The sequence below is a fragment of the Sphingobium sp. HDIP04 genome, from assembly GCF_000445085.1.
Classification (GTDB): domain Bacteria; phylum Pseudomonadota; class Alphaproteobacteria; order Sphingomonadales; family Sphingomonadaceae; genus Sphingobium; species Sphingobium indicum.
The window spans coordinates 1-23,966 of record NZ_ATDO01000143.1; the positions used below are offsets into that span (position 1 = coordinate 1).

22 protein-coding genes are annotated in these 23,966 nt (G+C 67.2%); 14 read left to right on the forward strand and 8 right to left on the reverse strand.

What is annotated here, in order from left to right; all coding sequences use genetic code 11:
* Positions 1–42: 42 nt before the first annotated feature.
* The gene (gene metH / locus L286_RS47220) at positions 43–2,655 is read left to right on the forward strand and encodes a methionine synthase (protein ID WP_021224207.1); all 2,613 of its coding nucleotides are present in this window, start codon (positions 43–45) and stop codon (positions 2,653–2,655) included.
* A gap of 118 nt (positions 2,656–2,773) precedes the next feature.
* On the opposite strand, the gene L286_RS47225 is transcribed toward metH, so the two are convergent.
* Positions 2,774–3,943, reverse strand: a complete 1,170-nt coding sequence (locus L286_RS47225) for a serine hydrolase (RefSeq protein WP_193746257.1) — start codon at positions 3,941–3,943, stop codon at positions 2,774–2,776.
* Between the two features lie 157 nt (positions 3,944–4,100).
* Here L286_RS47225 and L286_RS47230 point away from each other — a divergent pair, with 157 nt between their 5' ends.
* On the forward strand, positions 4,101–4,937 hold the full coding sequence (locus tag L286_RS47230) for an alpha/beta fold hydrolase (RefSeq protein ID WP_021224209.1): 837 nt from the start codon (positions 4,101–4,103) through the stop codon (positions 4,935–4,937).
* A gap of 130 nt (positions 4,938–5,067) precedes the next feature.
* Here L286_RS47230 and nadB read toward each other — a convergent pair whose 3' ends face one another.
* From nadB to purM, 5 genes are all read right to left on the reverse strand, one after another.
* Positions 5,068–6,672 (reverse strand): L-aspartate oxidase, encoded by a 1,605-nt coding sequence (nadB, locus tag L286_RS47235; protein WP_021224210.1) that lies wholly within the window; start codon positions 6,670–6,672, stop codon positions 5,068–5,070.
* A gap of 8 nt (positions 6,673–6,680) precedes the next feature.
* On the reverse strand, positions 6,681–7,121 hold the full coding sequence (locus L286_RS0125185; RefSeq protein WP_031293708.1) for an endonuclease domain-containing protein: 441 nt from the start codon (positions 7,119–7,121) through the stop codon (positions 6,681–6,683).
* A complete protein-coding gene (locus L286_RS47240; RefSeq protein WP_021224212.1) occupies positions 7,118–8,059 on the reverse strand; it encodes an ABC transporter ATP-binding protein in 942 nt (313 codons plus the stop codon). Before L286_RS47240 ends, L286_RS0125185 begins: the two co-directional genes overlap by 4 nt.
* A 133-nt stretch (positions 8,060–8,192) precedes the next feature.
* A complete protein-coding gene (gene purN / locus L286_RS47245; RefSeq protein WP_031293710.1) occupies positions 8,193–9,143 on the reverse strand; it encodes a phosphoribosylglycinamide formyltransferase in 951 nt (316 codons plus the stop codon).
* Positions 9,144–9,305: 162 nt separating this feature from the next.
* On the reverse strand, positions 9,306–10,400 hold the full coding sequence (gene purM / locus L286_RS47250; protein WP_021224214.1) for a phosphoribosylformylglycinamidine cyclo-ligase: 1,095 nt from the start codon (positions 10,398–10,400) through the stop codon (positions 9,306–9,308).
* Positions 10,401–10,551: 151 nt separating this feature from the next.
* Here purM and L286_RS47255 point away from each other — a divergent pair, with 151 nt between their 5' ends.
* The 4 genes from L286_RS47255 to L286_RS47270 are packed head-to-tail and all read left to right on the forward strand — an operon-like array spanning position 10,552 to position 16,082.
* A complete protein-coding gene (locus L286_RS47255; protein ID WP_152522379.1) occupies positions 10,552–11,775 on the forward strand; it encodes a heavy-metal-associated domain-containing protein in 1,224 nt (407 codons plus the stop codon).
* Positions 11,772–12,398, forward strand: a complete 627-nt coding sequence (locus tag L286_RS47260; RefSeq protein WP_021224216.1) for a DnaA/Hda family protein — start codon at positions 11,772–11,774, stop codon at positions 12,396–12,398. Before L286_RS47255 ends, L286_RS47260 begins: the two co-directional genes overlap by 4 nt.
* Positions 12,399–12,423: 25 nt before the next feature.
* Entirely contained in the window at positions 12,424–14,562 is a 2,139-nt protein-coding gene (locus tag L286_RS47265) for an RNA degradosome polyphosphate kinase (RefSeq protein ID WP_021224217.1), read from the forward strand.
* A gap of 5 nt (positions 14,563–14,567) precedes the next feature.
* Complete coding sequence (locus L286_RS47270) at positions 14,568–16,082, forward strand: Ppx/GppA family phosphatase (protein WP_031293712.1); 1,515 nt, start codon at positions 14,568–14,570, stop codon at positions 16,080–16,082.
* Between the two features lie 41 nt (positions 16,083–16,123).
* On the opposite strand, the gene L286_RS47275 is transcribed toward L286_RS47270, so the two are convergent.
* Positions 16,124–16,804 (reverse strand): OmpA family protein, encoded by a 681-nt coding sequence (locus L286_RS47275; protein WP_007687515.1) that lies wholly within the window; start codon positions 16,802–16,804, stop codon positions 16,124–16,126.
* A gap of 151 nt (positions 16,805–16,955) precedes the next feature.
* Here L286_RS47275 and L286_RS47280 point away from each other — a divergent pair, with 151 nt between their 5' ends.
* Positions 16,956–18,272 carry a hemolysin family protein gene (locus L286_RS47280; protein ID WP_013041036.1) on the forward strand — a complete coding sequence of 439 codons (1,317 nt, stop codon included), beginning with the start codon at positions 16,956–16,958 and terminating at the stop codon, positions 18,270–18,272.
* A gap of 1 nt (position 18,273) precedes the next feature.
* Positions 18,274–19,077 (forward strand): kinase, encoded by an 804-nt coding sequence (locus L286_RS47285; RefSeq protein WP_021224219.1) that lies wholly within the window; start codon positions 18,274–18,276, stop codon positions 19,075–19,077.
* A 97-nt stretch (positions 19,078–19,174) separates the two neighbouring features.
* Here L286_RS47285 and L286_RS47290 read toward each other — a convergent pair whose 3' ends face one another.
* Positions 19,175–19,798, reverse strand: coding sequence for a c-type cytochrome (locus L286_RS47290; RefSeq protein ID WP_007687523.1), 624 nt, complete (start codon positions 19,796–19,798; stop codon positions 19,175–19,177).
* A gap of 186 nt (positions 19,799–19,984) precedes the next feature.
* Between L286_RS47290 and L286_RS47295 the strand changes: the two genes are divergently transcribed.
* From L286_RS47295 to L286_RS47320, 6 genes are all read left to right on the forward strand, one after another.
* The gene (locus L286_RS47295) at positions 19,985–20,875 is read left to right on the forward strand and encodes a prephenate dehydratase (RefSeq protein ID WP_013041033.1); all 891 of its coding nucleotides are present in this window, start codon (positions 19,985–19,987) and stop codon (positions 20,873–20,875) included.
* Between the two features lie 64 nt (positions 20,876–20,939).
* Positions 20,940–21,653, forward strand: coding sequence for a sterol desaturase family protein (locus tag L286_RS47300; RefSeq protein WP_021224220.1), 714 nt, complete (start codon positions 20,940–20,942; stop codon positions 21,651–21,653).
* A 34-nt stretch (positions 21,654–21,687) separates the two neighbouring features.
* On the forward strand, positions 21,688–22,101 hold the full coding sequence (locus L286_RS47305) for a DUF2141 domain-containing protein (protein ID WP_380775724.1): 414 nt from the start codon (positions 21,688–21,690) through the stop codon (positions 22,099–22,101).
* A gap of 146 nt (positions 22,102–22,247) precedes the next feature.
* Entirely contained in the window at positions 22,248–23,159 is a 912-nt protein-coding gene (locus L286_RS47310) for a tetratricopeptide repeat protein (protein ID WP_007687531.1), read from the forward strand.
* A gap of 13 nt (positions 23,160–23,172) precedes the next feature.
* Positions 23,173–23,781, forward strand: coding sequence for an LON peptidase substrate-binding domain-containing protein (locus tag L286_RS47315; RefSeq protein ID WP_007687538.1), 609 nt, complete (start codon positions 23,173–23,175; stop codon positions 23,779–23,781).
* Positions 23,778–23,957 carry a Trm112 family protein gene (locus L286_RS47320; RefSeq protein WP_021224222.1) on the forward strand — a complete coding sequence of 60 codons (180 nt, stop codon included), beginning with the start codon at positions 23,778–23,780 and terminating at the stop codon, positions 23,955–23,957. The genes L286_RS47315 and L286_RS47320 overlap by 4 nt, the downstream gene beginning before the upstream one ends.
* Positions 23,958–23,966: the final 9 nt, after the last annotated feature.

Below are 23,966 nucleotides of genomic sequence, written 5' to 3' on the forward strand. Positions count from 1 at the left end.
CCCCCAGCCCCTCCCGCTTGCGGGAGGGGAGCAGGTAGTAAAATGACTGAGACCTCCCCCGATCTTTCCCGCGCCACTTTCGTCAACATCGGCGAACGCACCAACGTCACCGGATCGGCCAAGTTCAAGAAGCTGATCATGGCGGGCGACTATGCCGCGGCCATCGACATCGCCCGCGATCAGGTGGAGAACGGCGCGCAGATCGTCGACGTCAACATGGACGAGGGCCTGCTCGACGCGGTCGAGGCGATGACGACCTTCCTGAAGCTCATGACCTCCGAACCGGACATCAGTCGGGTTCCGGTGATGATCGACTCCTCCAAATGGGAGGTGATCGAGGCGGGCCTGAAATGCGTCAGCGGCAAGCCGGTCGTGAACTCCATCAGCATGAAGGAGGGGGAGGAGGCCTTCCTGCACCACGCCCGCCTCTGCATGGCCTATGGCGCGGCGGTGGTCGTCATGGCCTTCGACGAGACCGGCCAGGCCGACACGAAGGACCGCAAGGTCGAGATTTGCGAACGCGCCTACAAGCTGCTGCTGTCCATCGGCTTCCCGCCGGAGGACATCATCTTCGACCCCAATATCTTCGCCGTGGCGACCGGGATCGAGGAGCATAACAATTACGGCGTCGACTTCATCGAGGCGTGCCGGGAGATCAAGAAGCGCTGCCCGCACGTCCATATTTCGGGCGGCCTGTCGAATTTCAGCTTCTCCTTCCGCGGCAATGAGCCGGTGCGGCGGGCGATGCACAGCGTCTTCCTCTACCACGCCATTCCCGCCGGCCTCGACATGGCCATCGTCAACGCCGGCCAGCTAGACGTCTATGACGCCATCGACCCGGCGCTGCGCAAGGCGTGCGAGGATGTGCTGCTGAACAGCGATCCCGAAGCGGGCGAGCGGCTGGTGGCGCTGGCCGAAAGCTACAAGGGCAAGGACGCCGCCGCTGAAAAGGCGGCGCAGGAATGGCGCGGCTGGCCGGTCGCCAAGCGGCTGGAACATGCGCTGGTCAAGGGCATCGACATGTATGTGGTCGAGGATACGGAGGAAGCCCGCCTCGCCGCCGAAAAGCCCATCCAGGTGATCGAAGGCCCGCTGATGGACGGCATGAACGTCGTCGGCGACCTGTTCGGCGCGGGCAAGATGTTCCTGCCGCAGGTCGTCAAGTCCGCCCGCGTCATGAAGAAGGCGGTCGCGCACCTCCTCCCCTTCATCGAGGCGGCGAAGGAACCGGGCGCCAAGGGCAAGGGCAAGATCGTGATGGCGACGGTCAAGGGCGACGTCCACGACATCGGCAAGAATATCGTCGGCGTCGTGCTCCAGTGCAACGGCTTCGAGGTGATCGACCTGGGCGTCATGGTGCCGTGGCAGGACATCATCAGGGCCGCGAACGAGAATGACGCCGACATGATCGGCCTCAGCGGCCTCATCACCCCCTCGCTGGACGAGATGGTGACGGTCGCGACGGAAATGCAGCGGGCGGAAATGACCATGCCGCTGCTGATCGGCGGCGCCACGACATCGCGGGTGCATACCGCGCTGCGCATCGATCCCGCGTTCAAGGGGCCGGTGGTCCATGTGCTGGACGCCAGCCGGGCGGTGGGCGTGGCGACGGCGCTCGTCTCCGAAACGCAGAAGGATGATTTCGTCGCCAGGACCAAGGACGATTACGACCATGTCCGCAAGGCGCGCGAGGGCAAGGGCCAGAGCAAGCTGCTCGACATCGAGGAAGCGCGGGCCAACGCCTTCGAGATCGACGAGAGCCTGAAACCCGGCAAGCCCCGCCTGCCCGGCGTCCATCGCTTCCCGGACTGGGACTTGAAGGATCTGCGCCACTATATCGACTGGACGCCCTTCTTCCGCGCCTGGGAACTGGCGGGCAATTATCCCGCGATCCTGGACGACGAGGTCGTCGGCGAAAGCGCGACCAGCCTGTTCAACGACGCGCAGGCGATGCTGGACCGCATCGTCAACGAGAAGTGGCTGACGGCGCGGGGCGTGGCGGGCCTGTGGCCCTGCCGCCGGGAGGGCGACGACATCATCGTCCATGTCGAGGATGAGAAACATGTCACCCTGCCGATGCTGCGCCAGCAGATCGCCAAGCGGGAAGGGCGGGCCAATATGTGCCTCGCTGACTTCATCAGCCATGACGGCGACTGGATGGGCGGTTTCGCCGTCTCTATCCACGGCATCGAGCCGCATCTGGCCCGCTTCAAGAACGCCATCGACGATTATTCGGACATATTGCTCAAGGCGCTGGCCGACCGTCTGGCCGAAGCCTTCGCCGAGCGGCTGCACCATTATGTCCGCACCGCGCTATGGGGCTATGCGGAGGGCGAGCAGCTCACCAACGATGCGCTGATCAAGGAACAATATCGCGGCATCCGCCCGGCGCCGGGCTATCCCGCCTGTCCGGAACATAGCCTGAAGCCGCTGCTGTTCGACATGCTGGACGCGCATCACGCGACCGGCATCACCCTGACGGAAAGCTTCGCGATGCTGCCGACGGCGGCGGTCAGCGGCTTCTTTTTCGGCCACCCGCAGGCCGAATATTTCGGGGTGGCGCGGATCGGGCGCGACCAGTTGGAGGATTACGCCCGGCGGCGCGGGGTGGACATGGAAACGGCGGAACGCTGGCTGCGGCCCAATCTGGACTGAACCCTGGCCTTATGAACACCGTGCTCCTGCGGAGGCAGGAGCCCGGTTCAGACGGTTCGATGATATACGGACGGCGGAACTGGGTTCCTGCCTTCGCAGGAACGCTAGGTGCTTGCGCCTAACGCGCCTCGTGGTTCGCCGCGACCGCCTTCGCCACCGCCTGCATCAACTGCCAGCGCGTGGGGATCGGCTCGGTGGTGCTGCCGATCATCACCGCCACCGCATAGCTGGTGCCGTCCGGCGCGGTCATGATGCCGATGTCGTTGAACCCGGTCGACCGCGCGCCCAGCTCCTGCCCCGTGCCGGTCTTGTGCAGATAATGCCACCCCGCCGGCACGCCGCCCTTGATCCGTTGCGGCCCGGTCTTCGCCTCGCTCATGATCGACATCAGCAGTTGCGACGACGCGGGCGAGAGCATGTCGTTCTGCTTCAACTTCGCCAGCGCCTGCACGATGGAGGAGGGCGCGGCCCCGTCCGGCGGGCTGGCGAGATAATTGTCCAGCGCCTTCTGCCGCACCGCCATGGGCAGCCTGGCCCGCGCCGCGTAGAAATTGCGGCCGATCGAATAATCCTGCCGCCATTCCAGCCCCGCCGTGGTGGATTGCAGCAGCCGCTCGCCGGGGCCGAAGCGGATGTCCTTGATGTACCGCCGCGCCAGATAGCCGCGCACCGCGTCCGGCCCGCCGACGGCGCGCAGCAGCGTGTCGTTGGCGGTATTGTCGCTCTGCGTCATGGCGCGGCGCATCAGGTCGGAATAGGTGGTGGTCCAGCCCGAATTGCCGACCAGCGCGGCGGTCGGCTGGTGGAAGAGGGTCAGGTCCTTCTTCGTGATGGTGGTGCTGTCGCTCAGGCGGATCTTGCCCCGGTCCACCGCGTCCAGGAAGGTCATCGACACCCACAGTTTCGACACGCTCTGCTGCGGGAAGAGCAGATTGCCGTTCCACGCGACCGTCCAATCGCTGCCGATGCGGCGCACGGCGATGCCGACCTTGCCGTTGAAGCTTTGCCCCAGATTGCGGACCACGCTGACCAGTCCGGGCGGCGGGGTTTCCCGCTGGTCGACCTTCAGCGCCTCGAAGGGCTTGGGCGGATTGGCGACCGGCTTGATCGGGAAGGTCGCGGTGGAGGGCTGCGGCCGCTGCTGGACCGCCGCATAGGGTTGCTGCGGCGCGCTGACGCAGGCCGAAAGCGCCGCCATCAACAGCACGGGACGGCCCCAGCCGCCCCTGCCGCCATTCGGGCCGCCGCCATTTGGACGCCCGCCGCGCCCTTCCTTGGAAATGATCATCGAAATCCCCGCACTCTCCTCGTCCATTAGGGTTCAGACCCGCGACGGGTGACAAGAATCATGCGACGAACGATTCCACAAATGCGATGTAAGGAGGCTGAACGGGACATGCCTTAACTCAGTTGAGGTTCAGGCGAAGGCCTGCAAGAAAGCGTCCATGATGAACCGGCGAACCATGATGCAGGGCGCGGCGGCGCTGATCGCTGGCGGCATGCTGCCCGCGAAGGCCTGGGCGGCGCCCTTCGTCTCCCGCCGGATCGCGGTGACGGCGCGGGGGGCCGGGCGCGACGTCGTGCTGATCGCCGGGCTGGCGAGCGGGCCGGGGCTGTGGAACGGAGTGGTCGGCGCGCTGCCCGGCTATCGCTGGCATCTGGTTCATGTGCGGGGTTTCGCGGGCCTGCCCGCCGACGCCAACGCCAGCGGCCCGCTGGTCCAGCCGCTGGCGGACGAGATCGCCCGCTATATCGCGGCGGCGGGGCTGGACCGGCCCGCCATCGTCGGCCACAGCATGGGCGGCACGCTGGCGATGATGCTGGGATTGAAGGGGCTGGCCGGGCGGCTGATGGTGGTCGACATGCTGCCCGAAGGGGCGGCGATGGTTGGCGGCACGGCGCAGGGGCTGGGCTTCCTGGCCGACCAGCTAGGCCAATATTTCACGGGGACCAAGGCGGGACGCGCCTATCTGGCGCAGATGCTGGCGGAAATGCCGGGTGCCAGGGGCAGCGATCCCGACGTCATCGCCAATGCGCTGCGCGACCTCGCCAATGTCGACCTCGGCCCGCAACTGGCGCGGCTGACCGCGCCGATGGAGGTGGTCTATGCCGTGGGCGGCGACGCGAAGCAGGCGGGCGAGATCGGCCGCACCTTCCGCACCGCCTATGCCGCCAAGCGCGGCGTGCGGCTGGTGCCCATCGGTCCCAGCGGCCATGTCGTCATGGCGGACCAGCCTGCGCGCTTCAACGCGGTGCTGGGCGATTTTCTGAAGACGGTTTGACGCCGATCAAAGCGGGGGCGGCATGGCCCGCCCATAAGGATCGCGGCGCTTGCAGCGTCACTCCTCTTCCTCATGGCGCAGCGCGATGGACCGCTGCGCCACCTTTTTTCGTGCATTAGGTTGATACAGCCTAGTGCGCCAGCACGGTATCCACCGCCTGCGGCAGCATATCCGGATAATCGAGCGTATAATGAAGCCCCCGGCTCTCCTTGCGATGCAGGGCCGAACGGACCACCAGCCGCGCCACCTCCAGCAGGTTGCGCAATTCGATCAGGTCCGGCGTCACGCGGAAATGGCCGTAATATTCGTCCACTTCCTTGGCCAGCAGGTCGATGCGATGCTGGGCGCGCTCCAGCCGCTTGGTGGTGCGGACGATGCCGACATAGTCCCACATGAAGCGGCGGATTTCCTTCCAGTTATGCTGGACGATGACCTCTTCGTCGGAATTGGTGACGCGGCTTTCGTCCCACGGGCGGACCGGCGGCGGCGCGGGCAGTTCGTCCCAATGGGCGCGGATATGCCGGGCGGCGGCCTCCCCGAAGACGAAACATTCCAGCAGCGAATTGGACGCGAGGCGGTTGGCCCCGTGCAGCCCGCTCTCGGTCACTTCCCCCGCCGCGTAGAGACCCGGCAGGTCGGTGCGCCCGTCCAGGTCGATGACCACCCCACCGCAGGTATAATGCTGCGCCGGGACGACCGGGATCGGCTCCTTCGTGATGTCGATGTCCAGGTCCAGCAGGCGCGCATAGATGGTCGGGAAATGGGTGCGCACGAATTCCGGCGGCTTGTGGCTGATGTCCAGATGGACATAGTCCAGCCCCAGCCGCTTGATCTCATGGTCGATGGCGCGGGCGACCACGTCGCGGGGGGCCAGCTCGGCGCGCTTGTCGAAGCGGGGCATGAACCGCTCCCCGCCGCCGGGCACGCCGGGGGGCAGCTTCAGATGCCCGCCCTCGCCGCGCACGGCCTCGGTGATCAGGAAATTCTTGACTTCCAGATTGTAGAGGCAGGTCGGGTGAAACTGGTTCATCTCCATGTTGGAGACGCGGCATCCCGCGCGCCAGGCCATGGCGATGCCGTCCCCGGTCGCGCCCCTGGGCGCGGTGGAGAAGAGATAGGTCCGCCCCGCGCCCCCGGTGCAGAGGATCGTCGCCCTGCCCAATATGGCGTCCACATGCCTGCTCTGCTTGTTGAAGGCGTAGACGCCCCAGACATGGCCGTCGCCCGAATAGCGCTCCCCATGGCGGCTGGTGATCAGGTCGACGGCGATCCGGTCCTCCAGCAGGGTGATGTTGGGATTGGCGCGGGCGGCCTTCAACAGGGCGACCTGCACGGCATGGCCGGTGGCGTCGTCGACATGGACGATGCGGCGGTGGCTGTGGCCGCCCTCGCGGGTCAGGTGCCAGCGCTCCCCGAATTCCTCGCCCCCGTTAAAGGGCACGCCCAGTTCCGCCAGCCGTTCGATGGCGGCGGGGGCTTCGGAAACGACGAATTCCACGGTGCTGCGGTCGTTCAACCCCGCGCCGGCGACCATCGTGTCCTCGATATGCGCCTCGAAACTGTCCCCGGCGTCGAGCACGGCGGCGATGCCGCCCTGCGCCCAGTTGGTGGACCCGCCGTCCAGCGCCCCCTTGGCCAGCACCACGACCTTGCGGTCCTGCGCCAGGTTGATGGCGGCCGTCAGCCCCGCCGCGCCGGAACCGATGATGACGACGTCATAGGTGGTAGTGGGCATCTTATACCTTACTCCCCTCCCGCTGGCGGGAGGGGCTGGGGGTGGGCTTGCGCAAGCGTCGCCTGAACATGCGATACGACGCCTTCGAGATTTTCCATCACATCGGCATTTGAAAAGCGCAAGATTCGATAGCCCCGGGAACGGCAGTAATCGTCTCGCCTCGAATCATATTGCACGCTGTGATCGTGGCTTTCGCCGTCCAGCTCGATCATGAGCCTGAGTTCACGGCACAGGAAGTCCGCGAAATAGGGGCCGATCGGCATCTGGCGGCTGAACTTGAAGCCCAGCTTTCGGCCGCGAAGTTGTTGCCATAACAGCCGTTCTGCTATCGGGGCGGCGTTGCGCAGTTCTTTTGCGCGAGCGGTAGCGCGTGTTTTGAAAGGTTGCGCCAGCCCACCCCCTAACCCCCTCCCGCCTGCGGGAGGGGGAACATTTCGGCTCTCCCTCACGCCGCGGCGGTCAGGTTCAGGAACACATCCTCCAGGTCCGGGTCGCGCGTCACCACATCGACGATGGAAAGCCCGCTCGCCTGCACGGCGCTCAGCACCTGCCCGGCATTGGCGCGGTTCTTCATATAGGTGATGGTCAGCGTGCGCTCGTCCGACAGTTCGACCTTCTCGAAACAGAGGTCGGCGGGCGGCGTCGCGATGTCGCGGTCCACCGTCACCTGCACCACCTTCTCCTGCGCCATGGCGATCAGTTCGCGGGTCGGCTTGTCGGTGATCACTTTCCCATGGTTGATGATGCCGATGCGGTCGCACAACTCCTCGGCCTCCTCCAGATAGTGGGTCGTCAGCACGATGGTCACGCCCTGCCGGTTCAATTCCCGCACATAGGCCCAAAGCTGTTGCCGAAGTTGCACGTCGACGCCGGCGGTCGGCTCGTCCAGCACCAGGATCGGCGGCGAATGCACCATCGCCTTCGCCACCAGCAACCGGCGCTTCATGCCCCCCGACAGGGTGCGGGCATAGGCGTCCGCCTTGTCCTCCAGATGCACGGCGCGCAGCAATTCCATCGACCGGCGGCGGTCCTTCGGCACGCCATAATAGCCCGCCTGATTCTCCAGCGTCTCGAACGGGGTGAAGAAGGGATCGAAGACGATCTCCTGCGGCACGATGCCGATGCTGTTCTTGGCGTTGCGGGGATTCTGGTCGATGTCGAAGCCCCATATCCTGGCGCTGCCGCTGGTCTTGTTGACCAGCCCGGCCAGAATGTTGATCGTGGTAGACTTGCCCGCGCCGTTCGGCCCCAGCAGGCCGTAAATCTGCCCTCGGGGGATCGAGAGGCTGATATTGTCGAGCGCGCGCTTGCCGCCCTTATAGACCTTGGAAAGGTTGGTGATCTCGATGGCGGCTTGCGGGGCGGGGGAGGGGAAAGTGTCGGTCATGGCTGCCTATCTGGTGCGAAACAGCAGAAAATCAAAGCTGCGTGCTCCTGCGAAGGCAGGAGCCTAGATCAAACATCGGAACTGGGCTCCTGCCTTCGCAGGAGCACGGCAGGCTGTAAAGCCAAGGCGTCCTCTAAAATTCGTCGGCGGCGTCCAGCAGGGCGGTGAGCTTCCTCGGCGCCACCTCCCGCCAGCTACGATGCAGCCGCTCTCCGATCTGGTCCCAGTCCGTATCCCCCAGGTCGAGCCGGATGCCCACCCAGCCGTCCCCGAAATAGGCGGGCCGGTAATAGCGCGCCGGATCGCTTTCGATCAGCATCGCCTGCTCTTCGGGCGCGGTGGTCTTGACGAGGATGGCGATCACCCCGTCGCCATGACGGTCCTGCGTGAAATAGGCGAATTTCTTGCCCTTCTCGATCCCGAAGCAGGGCATGCCGTGCGACGTCACCTCATCCGCCTGCGGCAGGGCCAGGGCGCGCTCCCGCACCTTGTTCAGCAGCCATTCCGGCTGCCGCTCGCGAGTCACGAAATCGGCCAGCGTGCGGGAATAAAGCTGATGCTCGGCGATCAGGATGCGCGCCGCCAGGCTCTCGGCGGTGTCGCCGGGCAGGATCGCGACTTCGGTCTGGCCCAGCACCGGCCCGTCGTCCAGTTCGGCGGTGACGATATGGACGGAGCAGCCCGCATGGGTATCGCCCGCGTCCAGCGCCTTCTGGTGGGTGTCCAGCCCCTTATATTTGGGCAGCAGGCTGGGATGGATGTTGAGCATCCGGTCTTCCCACCCCGCGACGAACTCCGGCGAGAGCAGGCGCATATAGCCCGCCAGCGCCACATATTCCGCCCCCACCCTGCGCAGTTCCGCGTCGATGACGGCGTCGAACTCGGCGCGCTTCATCCCCTTGTGGCTCTGCCCGAAGGTGGCGACGCCCTCGGCAGCCGCCAGCGCCAGGCCGGGCGCTTCGGGATCGTTGGCCGCGACCAGCACGATCTCATAGGGGCAGGACGGATGCCTGGCGGCATAAAGCAACGCCGCCATGTTCGAACCGCGCCCGGAAATCAGAACGCCGACTTTGGCTTTGGTCATTTCTTGCGACCTCCGTTCGTCCTGAGTCGCCGCTTAGCCCTTCGACAGGCTCAGGACAGGCTTGTCGAAGCGGCGTATCGAAGGATGTTGTGCGCCCAGAGCCATGCTTCGATACGGGCCTTCGACTTCGCTCAGTCCCTACTCAGCACGAACGGGGGAAATTTACCCCAGATGCGTCGCGGTCCAGTCCGCCTTCGCGCTCCATGTTTCCTGCGATCCCCTGACCGTGCAGCCCTTCTCGCCCGCTTCCACGGCGCCGACGCGGACCACCGTCTCGCCCGCCGCTTCCAGTTCAGCGGCCACGGCGTCCGCACCATCCGCATCCACCGCCAGCACCATGCCGACGCCGCAGTTGAAAGTCCGCGCCATTTCCTCCGGCTCGATATTCCCCTGCGCCTGCAGGAAGGCCATCAGCCGCGGCTGTTCCCAGCCATCGGCATCGACCACCGCATGGGTTCCTTCGGGCAGCACGCGCGGAATATTCTCCAGCAGGCCCCCGCCGGTGATATGGGCCAGCGCATGGATCTTCCCCGCCCGCACCAGCGGCAGCAGCGACTTCACGTAAATCCGCGTCGGCGCCATCAGCGCGTCGATCAGCAGCACTTCATTGTCGAAGATCGCCGGACGGTTGAGCTTCCAGCCCTTGTCGGCGGCCAGGCGGCGCACCAGCGAAAAGCCGTTGCTGTGCACCCCAGACGAAGCAAGGCCCAGCAGCACGTCGCCCGCCTTCACCCGGTTGCCGGTCAGCGCCTGGGACCGCTCCACCGCGCCCACGCAGAATCCCGCCAGGTCATAGTCGCCCGGCCCATACATGCCCGGCATCTCGGCGGTCTCGCCGCCGATCAGCGCGCATCCCGCCTGCCTGCACCCCTCCGCGATGCCCGCGATCACCCGTTCGGCGACGCCGCTCTCCAGCTTGCCCGTGGCGTAATAGTCCAGGAAGAAGAGCGGCTCGGCCCCCTGCACGATCAGGTCGTTGGCGCACATGGCGACCAGGTCGATGCCCACGCCGTCATGGGCGTCATGATCGATGGCCAGCTTCAGCTTGGTGCCGACGCCGTCATTGGCCGCGACCAGCAGCGGATCGTCGTAACCGGCCGCCTTCAGGTCGAAGAAACCGCCAAAGCCGCCCAGTTCCGCGTCGGCGCCGGGGCGTCGGGTGGCCTTGGCCAGCGGGGCGATGGCGCGGACCAGCGCATTGCCCGCGGCGATGTCGACGCCAGCCTTGGCGTAGCTGTAGGATTCGGTGTCGCTCATGCTGAGCGCCACTAGAGCAATGTACAGGAAAACGGAACGGGAAATGGGTTGCCGCTTGGCAGGGCAGGCAAATCCCGCCAAAAGGACGCGCGTGAGCCTGCCCATTGTCCTTCGCGGCCTGTCCTTTCGGCCTCTGAACCTGATTCGCGTGATGTCGCGGCCCTTCCAGATTCTGGGCGCCATTGCGCTCGGCCTCGCGGCGGCGGCCCTGTTCGCGCAGATGGAGGGGGAACGCGGCGTGCCCCCCATCGCCAGCGGCGGCGATTTTCAGGTCAGCCATGTGAAGGTCGACGTCTTCGCCAAGGATGCGGCCAGCGCCCGGCAGGCGGGCTGGCGGCTGGCGCAGCGGCGGGCATGGCAGATGCTCTGGACCCGCACCCATGGCGGAACCGGCGCGCCTGGCTTGTCCGATTCGCAGCTTGAAGGCATGATCTCCGGCATAGAGATCGAATATGAGCAGGCCGGGCCGAACCGCTATGTCGCGACGCTGGGCGTCATGTTCGACCGGGCGCGCACCGGGCAGGTGCTGGGCGTCACCGGCAGCAATGTCGTGCATTCGCCGCCGCTGCTGGTGATCCCGGTGCTGTGGGACGGCGGTTCGGCCGTGTCCTATGAACGGATCAATGAGTGGCAGAAGGCATGGGCGCGCTTCCGCACCGGGGACAGCGCCATAGACTATGTGCGCGTGGCCGGGTCGATCGCCGATCCGATCCTGCTGAACGCCGGGCAGACCGGGCGGCGCGGGCGGCTGTGGTGGCGCGTGCTGCTCGACCAATATGGCGCGGCGGACGTGGTGATCCCCATCGCCCGGCTCGACCGCCAATATCCCGGCGGCCCCGTGACCGGCACCTTCACCGCCCGCTACGGCCCCGACAATTTCCTGATCGGCAGCTTTTCCCTGCGCGCCTCCAGCGACAGCGCGATCCCGCAGATGATGGACCAGGCGGCGCAGCGGATCGACCAGCTCTACACCCAGGCGCTGAACGACGGCCGCCTGCGCCCCGATCCGTCGCTGATCATCGAGGAGCCGGTCGATCCTGACGCGCTGGCCATCGAAAACGCCGCCGACCTGCCGGTGGAGATGCTGGACGCGCCGACGCCCGCCGCCGCGACCGGCAGCTTCGCGATCCAGTTCGACACGCCCGACGTCGGATCGGTGGCGCAGGGGGAGGCGGCGCTGCGCTCCATCCCCGGCGTCCGCTCCGCCGCGACCAGCAGCCTGGCGCTGGGCGGCACGTCGGTCATGCAGGTCAGCTTCGACGGCACGGTCGACGCGCTGCGCGCCGCGCTGACGGCGAGGGGCTATGGCGTGGCGGTGTCCGGCAACACGCTGCGCATCCGCCGCGCCGCCGCCGGAGCCGCCCCGGCGCAATGAGACAGATCAGCCTGCCGTTCGACCGGCCAATACACGCAGGCTCTCAGGCGAAGGCCGACGAATTTCTGGTCAGCGACGCCAACCGCATCGCCGTCCGCCATCTGGAGAACTGGCGGAACTGGCCGCTGGCGGTCAGCGTGCTGAGCGGCCCGCCTCTGTCCGGCCGTTCGACGCTGGGCCGCCATTTCGCCGCGCAGAGCGGCGGCACGGTGATCGACGACGCGCAGCGGCAGGACGAGCGGACCCTGTTCAACGCCTGGAACGACGCGCAGACGGCGCAGCGCCCCCTGCTGCTGATCGCCGACGCGCCGCCCGAACAATGGCAGGTGGCCTTGCCCGACCTGCGTTCCCGCCTGGCCGCCGCGCCGCACGTCGCGCTGGAGGAACCGGACGAGGCGCTGGCGCGCGCCCTGATCGAACGTTCCCTGTCCTCGGCGGGGGCCAGCTATGCCGCCGACCTGCCCGAATGGCTGCTGCGCCGCATCGAACGCAGCTATGCCGCCATCGCGGCGGCGACGCGCCTGCTGGATGAGGCCGCATTGTCATCGGGACGCAAGATTTCTACCGCTATGGCGAAACATGTCCTGCAAGGCGCGGGATTTTTGCCTATAGTCCCGGACTGACCGGTTCTGAAACGATGAGAGACATGTGGCCGAAGCCGACCCCTCCGCCAGCCTGACGCTGCCCGGCGACCGCTATTTCAACCGGGAACTGTCCTGGCTGGCGTTCAACCAGCGCGTGCTGGAGGAGGCGATGAACCGCGCCCATCCGCTGCTGGAACGGCTGCGCTTCCTGTCCATCTCCGGCGCCAATCTGGACGAATTCTTCTCCGTCCGCGTGGCGGGCCTGAAGGGGCAGCAGTTGCAGGATGTCGACATGCGCTCCGCCGACGGGCTGACCCCCGCGCAGCAGCTTGCCGCCATCACGGAGGAGACGGCGCGGCTGATGGGCGCGCAGCAGAAGGTGTGGGGCGCGCTGCACGGCGAACTGGGCCGGGTGGGGATAGAGGTGATCGGCCCTTCGACCCCGCTGGACGCAAGCTGCGAAAACTGGCTGCGCGACCATTTCCTGACCCAGATCTTCCCCATCCTGACGCCCCAGGCGCTGGACCCGGCGCATCCCTTCCCCTTCATCCCCAATCAGGGCCTGTCCATCGTCTTCGACCTGGAGCGGCTGTCGGACAAGGAATCGATCCGCGAACTGGTGATGATCCCCTCCTCGCTCGCCCGCTTCGTGCGCATGCCGGGCGACATAGCGCGCTACATGGCGCTGGAGGCGGTGATCCGGCGCTTCTCCGCCGATCTCTTCCCCGGATACCGCGTCCGCAACAGCGGCGTGTTCCGCATCATCCGCGACAGCGACATAGAGATAGAGGAAGAGGCGGAGGATCTGGTCCGCTATTTCCGCAGCGCCATCAAGCGCCGGCGCCGGGGCCGCGTGATCCGCATGGAGATAGAGGAGCGCATCCCCGAACCCGTCGAGGAGATGTTGCAGGACATGCTCCAGGGCCATGAGGCGATCATCGCGGAGGTGGAGGGCTTCGTCGGCATCGGCGACCTCAGCGGCATCGTCGAGGAGGATCGGCCGGACCTGAAGTTCGAACCCTATGCCCCCCGCTTCCCCGAACGCATCCGCGAATATGGCGGGGATTGCTTCGCTGCGATCCGGGCGAAGGACATCGTCGTCCACCATCCCTATGAAGCGTTCGACGTGGTGGTCTCCTTCCTGAAGCAGGCGGCGTCCGACCCCGATGTCGTCGCGATCAAGCAGACGCTCTACCGCGCCGGCAAGCAGTCCGCGATCATCCGCGCCCTGATCGACGCGGCGGAGGCGGGCAAGTCCGTGACCGCCGTGGTCGAACTCAAGGCCCGCTTCGACGAGGAGCAGAACCTGATGTGGGCCGACGCGCTGGAACGCGCGGGGGTGCAGGTGGTCTACGGCTTCATCGACTGGAAGACCCATGCGAAGGTGTCGATGGTCGTCCGGCGGGAGGGGGAGCAGTTCCGCACCTACTGCCATTTCGGCACCGGCAACTATCATCCGGTGACGGCGCGCATCTACACCGATCTCAGCTTCTTCACCGCCGACCCCGCCTATGGCCGCGACGCGGCGGCGCTGTTCAATTACATCACCGGCTATGTCGAGCCGCAGCGGCTGGAAAAGCTGGTCATGTCGCCCCGCGACCTGCGCGACCGGCTGTGCAATCTGATCGACGCGGAGATCGAGCATGTCCGCGCCGGGCGGCCCGGCACCATCTGGGCGAAGATGAATTCGCTGGTCGATCCGGCGATCATCGAAAAACTCTATGCGGCCAGCAATGCGGGGGTTCAGATCGACCTCATCGTGCGCGGCATATGCTGCCTGCGGCCGGGGGTGCCGGGCATGTCGGACAATATCCGGGTGAAGTCGGTCGTCGGCCGCTTCCTGGAACATAGCCGCATCACCGTGTTCGGCAATGGCAAGGCGCTGCCCAACAACGGCGCGAAAGTCTATATCAGTTCGGCCGACTGGATGCCGCGCAATTTCGACCGGCGCGTGGAGTTCCTGGCCCCGGTCGAGAACCCCACCGTGCATGACCAGATATTGGACCAGGTGATGGTCGCCAACCTGATCGACACCGAACAAAGCTGGGTGCTGGACAGCGAGGGTCATTACAGCCGGGTGGAAGCGGGCGACCGCCCCTTCAACCTGCACCGCTATTTCATGACCAACCCGTCGCTTTCGGGCCGCGGCGCGTCGCTGGACAGCGTGGCGGTGCCGACGCTGCGCCTGCGCGGGCGGGCCTGACGCGCATGAATTCCATGCTGAGCCAGGTCCGGGCGCTCGCGCCGGGCATGGCGACCTCGCCCCAACAGGCGAAGGCGCGCACGGCGATCATCGACATCGGCTCCAACAGCGTGCGGCTGGTCGTCTATGACGGGCCGCGCCGCATTCCCTTCATCCTCTTCAACGAGAAGGTGATGGCCGGGCTGGGCGCGTCGCTGGGCAGGACCGGCCGGATCGAGCCGGAGGCGATGGAGCGCGGCCTGCGCGCCGCCGGCCGCTTCGCCCATCTCTGCCGGGAGATGGAGGTGCAGGAGGTGCGCTGCGTCGCCACCGCCGCCGTCCGGGACGCGGAAAATGGCGACGAATTCATCCGCCGCGCCAGGGAGATGGGGCTGGAGGTCGAACTGCTGACCGGCGGGCAGGAGGCGGTGGCGGCGGCCCATGGCGTGCTGTCCGGCATTCCCGGCGCGGACGGCATCGTCGGCGACCTGGGCGGCGGCAGCCTGGAACTGGCCCGCATCCGCGACGGCGCGGTGCATGAGACGATATCGCTGCCGCTGGGCGTGCTGCGCCTGCCGCAGATCCGCGCCAAGGGTCCGGCGGTGCTGGAACGGATGGTGCGGAAGATGCTGGCGAAGGCGGGCTGGGACGCGCCTGCGGACCTGCCCTTCTACCTGGTCGGCGGGTCGTGGCGCGCATTGGCCCGGTTCGACATGGAACTGACCCGGTTCCCGCTGCCGGTCGTCCACCAATATGAAATGCCCGCCACCCGCGCCGAACAGTTGACGCGCATCGTGTCCCATGTCGGCAAGGCGCGGTTCAAGGATATTCCCCAGATCACCGGATCGCGCGTGCCCACCCTGCCGGACGCGGCGGCGCTGCTGTCGGTGATCGTCCGCCAGTTGAAGTCGAGCAGGCTGGTGGTCTCAGCCTATGGCCTGCGCGAAGGCCTGCTGTTCGGCGACCTGCCGCCGGACATCCGGGCGCACGACCCGCTGCTGGTCGCGGCGGAGGCGGAGGGGGAGGCGCAGGCCCGCTTCACCGGCCATGGCGACATGATCGAACGCTGGATCGCGCCGCTGTTCCTGGATGACGGCGACGCCTGGCGCCGCATCCGCCGCGCCGCCTGTCTGCTGGCCGATGTCGGCTGGCGCGCCAACCCTGATTTCCGGTCGGAACGGGGCGTGGAGATCGCGCTGCACAGCAATTGGGTGGGCATCAACGCCGCAGAGCGCGCCATGCTGGCGCAGGCGCTGCACAGCAATTTCGGCGGCGGCCTGTCCACCCCGCCCGGCATCGAACGCCTCGCCCCGCCCGAAGCGCTGCGCCGCGCGACCCTATGGGGTCTGGCGATCAGGCTGGGGCAAAGGCTGTCCGGCGGCGTGGAGGGGCCTTTGCTGGCGTCCCGGCTGGGGATGGAGGGCAATGTGCTCGAACTGCGGTTGCGGAGCGTGGACGCCGACCTTTTCGGGGAAGCGGTCGAGCGGCGGCAGCGGCAATTGGCCCAGGCCATGGGCGTGAAGCACCGGCTGGCCTGGTAGGCCGATGCCCCGGCTGAAACGGGGCATCGGCTGCTGGCGCCTCAGCTCCGGACGTCCTGCTCCGTCACGGGAGCGATCTTGATTTCGACGCGGCGGTTGGACGCCTTGCCCTCCGCCGTGGCGTTGGATGCGATCGGCTGGGTTTCGCCGAAGCCGCGGGTGGCGATGCGTGCCGACTGGACGCCGTGGGTCGTCAGATAATCGCCCACCGCCTGGGCGCGCCGTTCCGACAGCGCCTGGTTATAGGTGTCGGTGCCGTCGCTGTCGGTGTGGCCGTACACGTCGATATAGGTCTTGGGATATTGCGCCAGCACCGAAGCGACGTCGTTCAGCGTCGGCTGGAATTGCGGCTGCACGGCGGAACTGTCGGTGGCGAAGGTGATGCCCGACGGCATGCGCAGCACCAGATTGTCGCCGTCGCGGATCACGTCCACGCCGCTGCCGGCGGTTTCCTCCCGCAATTTGCGTTCCTGCGCGTCCATATAGGCGCCGATGCCCGCGCCCGCGACCGCGCCGATGCCCGCGCCCAATATCTTTTCGGTGCGGTCATGCCGGCCGCCGACCAGGTCGCCCAGCAGATAGCCGCCCAGCGCGCCGCCGATGCCGCCGATCGCGGCCTTCGAAATGGTGCGGTTGCCGGTGTTGGGATCGGTGGTGCAGGCCGTGGTCGCCAGCATGGCGGCCAGGCCGGTCGCGCCGACGATGCGATGAAAATTCCGCATGGATATGTTTCCCTTTCTCGTGCGCCCGAACGGATCGGATGCACCCCCAATGGTTGAGACGGGGCCTTTGTTCCACAAGCGAACTGAACTGCACATGATGCGACGGTTGTGAAATTGACAGAATCAAGGCTATAGGTGGCCGCCGACCGCCATGGCCAATATCCCCCCGCACGCTCCGACGCCCTTTCCCTGGGTCGACCTCGTCATCATCCTGGCGCTCGTCGCGCTGAACGGCCTGTTCGCCATGTCGGAACTGGCCATCGTCTCCGCCCGCAGGCCGCGCCTTCAGGCGATGGAGAAGGCCGGGCGGCGCGGGGCGCGCTCCGCGCTGGCGGCGGCGAGCGATCCCGGCAAGTTCCTTTCCACCGTGCAGATCGGCATCACCCTGATCGGCATCGTCGCGGGCGCCTATTCCGGGGCCAGCCTGGGCGGGCCGACCGGCGAGCGATTGCAGATGCTGGGCCTGTCGCCCAACGCCGCGCAAAATGCCGGTTTCGCGCTGGTGATCGGCCTGACCACCTATGCCTCGCTGATCGTCGGCGAACTGGTGCCCAAGCAGTTCGCCCTGCGCGCTCCGGAACCGATCGCGGTGCTGGTCGCCGGGCCGATGCTGTGGCTGGCGAAGCTGACTGCGCCCATCGTCTGGCTGCTGGACGGGTCCAGCGCCCTCATCTTCCGCCTGCTGCGAATGACCCGCGAATCGGAACAGCATGTGACGGCGGAGGAACTGCACCTGATCGTCGCCGAAGCCAGCAGGTCCGGCGTGATCGAGGAGAGCGAGCGGGCCATCATCTCCGGCGTGGTGCGGCTGGCCGACCGGCCGGTGCGCGAGGTGATGACCCAGCGCATGGACGTGGACTGGATCGACATCCACGCCGATGAGGATGCGATTCGCGCCAAGCTGCTCGACACGCCGCACACCCGCCTGCCGGTGGGCCGGGGCACGGTGGAGGACATCATAGGCGTCGTGCAGGCGCGCGACATCATGACGGCGCTGTTCCGGGGGGAGGGGCTGAACCTCGAAACCCTGATGCGCAAGGTGGAGGTGGTGCCCGACCAGGTCGACGCCATGGACGCGCTGGAGGTGCTGCGCCGGGCCGAGGTGCCGATGGTCATGGTGCATGACGAATATGGGCATTTCGAAGGGATCGCGACGCCCGCCGACCTGCTGTCGGCCATTGCCGGCCATTTCGTGTCCGACCTGGACAGCGCGGACGAGCCTGAACTGGTCGAGCGGGAGGATGGCAGCCTGCTGGTGTCGGGGCAGATGCCGGTCGACCTGCTGGCGGACCGGATCGGCATCGACCTGCCGGAGGATCGCGACTATGCGACGGTCGCCGGCCATGCGCTGTGGCTGCTCAAGCGCTTGCCGGAGGTGGGCGATTTCATCGACGATCAGGGCTGGCGGTTCGAGATCGTGGACATGGACGGACGCAAGATCGACAAGCTGCTGATCGCGGAACGATAGCATGGACGGCGCTGCGCTGGACGCGGTGGAGGGATTGGCGCGGCGGGCGCTAGCGGGGTCGGGCGATCGGCTGCTGGCGATCGGGCTGTGCGGGGCGCAGGGCAGCGGCAAGTCGACGCTGGCGGCGGGATTGCGGCAAAGGCTGGAAAGCGGCGGGGTTCCCGTCGCTGTCCTTTCCATCGACGATCTGTATCTGACGCGGGCGGAGCGGGAGGCGATGGCGCGGTCGATCCATCCGCTGCTGCGCACCCGCGGCGTGCCAGGGACGCACGACGTGGCGCTGGGGCTGCGGGTGATCGACGCGCTGGAACGGGGAGAGGCGGCCTTGCTGCCGCGCTTCGACAAGGCGTCCGACGACCGCTTGCCGGAGGCGCGCTGGGAAAGGACGGCTGCGGGGACGCGGCTGCTGCTGCTGGAGGGCTGGTGCGTCGGCGCGCTGCCGCAGGCGCCGGCGGCGTTGGCGGAGCCGGTCAATGCGCTGGAGCGGGAGGAGGATGCGGACGGCGTCTGGCGCGCTTTCGTGAATCGCGCGCTGGCGGAGGATTATCGGCCGCTGTTCGGGCGGCTGGACCGGCTGGTGCTGCTGGCCGCGCCCGGCTTCGGGATCGTCCGGCGCTGGCGGACGCAGCAGGAGCATGAACTGCGCAAGGAAAGGGGAGGCGGCATGTCGGACGCCGGGGTGGCGCGCTTCATCCAGCATTATGAGAGGCTGACCCGGCATATCCTGACGGAGATGCCGGGCCGGGCCGAACTGACGATCGCGCTGGACGAGATGCGCCGGGCGGTCGCGATTCGCGGCGGCTGACGGGCTGTTTCCGGGCAGTGCATGCCCGTCGCGCCGGACCCGACCCAGGCGACGGGATGGAGGAGGGCGCGGCCGGCAGGGACCGCGCCGTCAGTCCTTATTCGGCGGCGTTGGCGGCGGGCGCCTCTGCCGCGTTGGCGGAGGCATTGCCGCCCTCGGCAGCGGCATTGTCGCCGCCAGCTGCCGGGGCCGCATCGGCGGCGGGCAGCGGCAGGTTCGAACCCTGGGTGTTCAGCCAGGCGATCAGATTGGCGCGGTCGGCCGGGTTGCCCAGGCCCGCGAAGGTCATCTTGGTGCCGGGCGCGAATTCACGCGGGCTGGTCAGCCAGTGATCGAGATTCTCGAACGTCCAGTTGCCGCCCTTGCTCTTGAGCGCGTCGGAGAAGGCGAAGCCGCCCTTGCCCTGGCCGATCGGCTCGCCAACCGTGCCGTAGAGGTTGGGGCCGATGCCGTTGGCGCCGCCCTGGTTGACGGTGTGGCAGGCCGCGCACTTGGCGAAGACCTTTTCGCCCGCCGCGACGTCCGCGCTGGCGAGCAGGGTGTTGAGGCCGGGGCCGCTGGCCGCTCCGCCTTCGCCTTCCGCTTCGACGCCTTCGATGGCGTAGCCCATTTTCTCGGGCCGTTCCTCATGGAAGAATTTGGAACTGACGATGGCACCGCCCAGCGCGATGATACCCGCGAACAACGCCCAACCGGCAGCGGTGTTGAAACGATCGCCCATTCGCTCGAATTCCCCTGGATTTCTGTTCTGGCCGCTAGTGTCGCGTCCCCTCTAGCGCGCTGCCATAATGGCGCAAGCGCGAACGCGCAAGCGGGCTTGAACGGGATCGCGCACGCTTTTCATGGCTTTGCGGCCGGAGAGGATGCTTGCGCGGGCGCGATGAAGTGAATAAGCGCGCAGGCGCCCATGGAAAACTATCCCGCCCCCGCCCGCGACCTCGTCGCGGACCTCGCCGCGAAGGCCGCCGTCGATCCCGCTCGCGCCGTCGCCTTCCAGGGCGCGCCGGGCGCCAATTCGCACCTGGCCGCGCTGGATTATGCGCCCGATTGCGTGCCGCTGCCCTGCTTCGCGTTCGAGGATGCGATAGACGCCGTGCGGGAAGGGCGCGCGGCGCGGGCGATCATCCCGATCGAGAACAGCCTGCATGGCCGCGTGGCCGACATGCATTTCCTGCTGCCCGAATCCGGGCTGCACATCGTCGACGAATATTTCCTGCGCATCCGGCACTGCCTGATGGCCGCCGACACCGCGCCGGTGACGAGCGCGGTCAGCCACCCGCAGGCGCTGGGCCAGTGCCGCCATTATCTGCGCGAGCGCGGCATCCAGCCGGTCAGCTATGCCGACACGGCGGGCGCGGCGGCGCTGGTCGCGGAAACGAAGGTTCCCGGCGAAGCGGCCATCGCCCCCTATCTGGCGGCGGAACTCTATGGCCTGCGGCTGGTGGCGGAGAATATCGAGGACAGCGACGACAATATGACGCGCTTCCTGGTGCTCTCGCGAGAGCCGAAGATGCCGGCCGCGGGCGTCGGCCCGGTGATGACCACCTTCCTGTTCGAGGTGAAGAACATCCCGGCCGCCCTCTACAAGGCGATGGGCGGCTTCGCCACCAACGGCGTCAACATGACGAAGCTGGAAAGCTATCAGCGCGGGGCCAGCTTCGCGGCGACCGAATTCTTCTGCGACATAGAGGGAATGCCGGGCGATCCCGCGATAGACCGGGCGCTGGCGGAACTGGAATTCCACACCAAATGGGTGCGCATCCTCGGCAGCTATCGCCAGGCGCGGCCCCGCACTTAAAATCCGCGTCCCCGCACCTGAACGGCGCGTGACGGCGGGCGCGGGACTGCCTATGGTCGGCCCCATGTTCGCCGCCATCCTTCTGTCCGCCCTCGCCATGAGCCTGATCGTGGGCGCGCGCTACCTGCTGGCGAGCGGGGCCTTCGCGCTGGCCACGCGCCATCGCAGGCCGGGCCTCTATACCGGGCTGGACCGCCAGATCCGACGCGAAATCGCCTGGTCGCTGGCGTCTGCGCTGATCTACGGCATGCCCGCCGGGATCGTCGCCTGGGGCTGGCAGGCGCGTGGCTGGACGCTGGTCTATGCCGACGTCCACGCCCGGCCGCTCTGGTATCTGCCTTTGTCGGTGCTGCTTTACCTCGCCGCGCACGACACATGGTTCTACTGGACGCATCGGTGGATGCACCGGCCCCGGCCCTTCCGCATCGCCCATGCCGTGCATCATGCCAGCCGCCCGCCCACGGCCTGGGCCGCGATGAGCTTCCACCCGTGGGAAGCGGTCACGGGCGCGGTCGTCATCCCGGCGCTGGTCTTCCTGATCCCCATCCATGTCGGCGCGCTGGGCGCGGTGCTGACGATCATGACGGTGATGGGCGTCAGCAACCATATGGGGTGGGAGATGTTTCCGCGCCGGATGGTGCGGGGCCCCGCGGGCCGCTGGCTGATCACCGCGAGCCATCACCAGCGGCACCATGAACGATATGCGTGCAATTACGGCCTCTATTTCCGATTCTGGGACCGGCTGTGCGGGACCGACAGGGGATTGGGCGATTTTTGAGGGAAGGACGGGCGTGAAGGGCAGGGCGGCGATGATGGCGGCGGTTCCGCTGGTCATGGGCGCGGCGGCGGCCGACCGGGCGCAGTCGCTCAGCATGGACGTGCAGGGCCTGCGGTCCTCCAGGGGCAATTTCCTGATCTGCGTGACGCGGCAGGCGGACCATTTTCCCGATTGCCGGGGCGATCCGGATGGACGGCATTTCACCGTCCCCGCCACCGCCGGCGTCGTGCCGCTCGGCCGGATGGAGCCGGGAACCTACGCCATCGCGATCATTCATGACGAGAACGGCAATGGGAAGCTGGACAGGCTGGCCGGCATCCCGCGCGAGGGCGTGGGCTTTTCCCGCAACCCCGCGATCCGCTTCGGCGCGCCCAGCTTCCGCTCGGCGCAATTCGCCGTGACGGGCGCGGCGGTGCGGCAGGACATAAAGGTCAAATATTTCCTCTGAGAAATGAATCCCCCCTCCCGCAAGCGGGAGGGGAAGTTCGACCTCGCCTCCTTCCACCCTTCCCTTGTTCCAATGGGGTGACGCCCCACATAAGGCGCTGTATGAGGGCGGCTTGAAAACCGCGTTTGCAGCAGGAGATGAGTGAAGTGGCGACCCTTGGACTGAGCGAGGCCGACAAGGCATCGGTGGAGGCTTTCCGCCGCGATGTGGTGGAGCCGTCGCGCAACCAGTTGGTGATCGTCGATTTCTGGGCCGAATGGTGCGGCCCCTGCAAGCAGCTTGCGCCCGTGATCGAGAAGGTGTGCGCCGACTATGCGGCCAAGGGCGTCAAGCTGGTCAAGATCAACGTCGATGAGGACAAGTTCATCGCCGCCCAGTTCCGCGTCCAGTCGATCCCCACCGTCTATGCCGTGTTCCAGGGCCAGCCTGTCGCCGACCTCAGCCAGGCGCGGACCGAGGGGCAGTTCAAGCAATATCTCGACCAGTTGCTGAGCCAGTTGCCGATCGAATCGGAGGAGAAGGCGCAGCTTGAGGAAATCGCGCCGCTGATCGCCATGGGCGAGGAGATGCTGGCGGGCGGAGAGCCGGAACGGGCGCTTTCCGTGTTCCAGCAGATCGCGCAGATGGTGCCGGACAATGCCGACGTCGCTTCGGGCGAGGCGCGGGCGCTGGTGGCGCTGGGGCGGCTGGACGAGGCGGAGGCGGCGCTCGCGGCCCTGCCCGCCGACGTGGCGAAGGATCAGGCGGTGGAGCGCGCCCGCGCCGCCATCGCGCTCGCCCGCGACGCGAAGCCGGTGGCCGACCTGTCGGGCATCGAAGCGAAAGTGGCTGCCGACGCGGACGATCATGAAGCCCGCTTCGAACTGGCGAACGGCCTGATGGCCAATGGCGACCGCGACGGCGCGGCCGAACAGTTGCTGGAGATCGTGCGGCGCGACCGGGCGTGGAACGACGGCGCGGCGCGGGCGCAACTCCTCAAGCTGTTCGAGGCGACGGGGCTGGAAGACCCCTGGGTCGCGGCCCAGCGGCGCAGGCTTTCGCAGATTCTCTTTTCCTGACCGGCGCTGCGGCATGGCGCGCGTCTCGATCTTTCCCCTGCCGGGCGCGCTGCTGCTGCCGGGCATGGAATTGCCGCTCCATATCTTCGAGCCGCGCTATCAGGCGATGATCCATGACGCCATGGCGCGGGACAGGCGCATCGGCATGATCCAGCCGAGGGAAGAAGGGGTGAAGCCCGCGCTGTTCGACATGGGATGCCTGGGCCACATCACCCATATCGAGGCGCTGGACGGCGGCCGCTACAATATCCTGCTGAAGGGGATTGCGCGCTTTCGGGTGGTGCGGGAACTGGCCGTGCCGACCGCCTTCCGCCAGATCGAGGCGGATGTGGAGCCGGTTGCGCAGGAGGATGAAATTCTCTCCGCCGTGGAGCGGGCGGCGCTGGAGCAGGAATCGCGGCGCTTTGCCGATGCGCTGGGCTATGTGGTCGACTGGACGGCGGTGTCGCGGCTGGACGACATGGCGCTGGTGAACGGGATCGCCCAGATCGTGCCCTTCGATCCGGCGGCCAAGCAGACCCTGCTGGAGGCGGATACGCTGGGCGAAAGGGCCGACCGGATCATCCAGTTGATGCAGATCGTCGGGCGGATCGAACGCGACGGCGGCGCGACCATGCAATGAACGCCACGCTCGACCCGGCGCTGCTCGCGAAGCTGGTCTGCCCGGTGACGCGCATGCCGCTGCGCTGGGATGCGGAGCGGAGCGAATTGCTGTCCGATGCGGCGGGGCTTGCCTTTCCGGTGCGGGATGGCGTCCCCGTGCTGGTGGTGCGGGAGGCGCGGCCCATGGCGGAGTGACGCGGCGCT